Annotated in this window: 1 pseudogene; it reads right to left on the reverse strand. The window is 70.2% G+C overall.

Annotated features, from left to right (window positions below):
- Positions 1-309, reverse strand: a pseudogene (locus EN861_RS34805) (HlyD family secretion protein); the annotation flags it as partial.

A 309-nucleotide genomic window follows, 5' to 3' on the forward strand; every position in this document is an offset into this window, starting at 1 on the left:
GCGCGTTGGCCGTCTCCAGCGAAGCCGAAGCCGTGTCGTAGTCGGCCTGCGTGCCGGTGCCGCGCCTGTAGAGGTCGCTGGCGCGATCGTATTTGCGCTTGGCGTCCGCGGCCTGCGCCTTGGCCATGTCCACTTGCGCCTTGAGCACGGCGATCTCGTCCGGCCGCTTGCCCACCTGCAGGTCCGCAAGCTGCGCCTGCGCCTGGGCGAGCGCGGCTTGAGCCTGGACCACGGCAATTTCGGCGTCGGCGTCTTCCAGTGTGGCGACCGGCATGCCTGGCGTCACCCGATCGCCGCGCTTGACGCCGA

This window comes from Mesorhizobium sp. M8A.F.Ca.ET.218.01.1.1 (assembly GCF_004791165.1).
GTDB lineage: Bacteria > Pseudomonadota > Alphaproteobacteria > Rhizobiales > Rhizobiaceae > Mesorhizobium.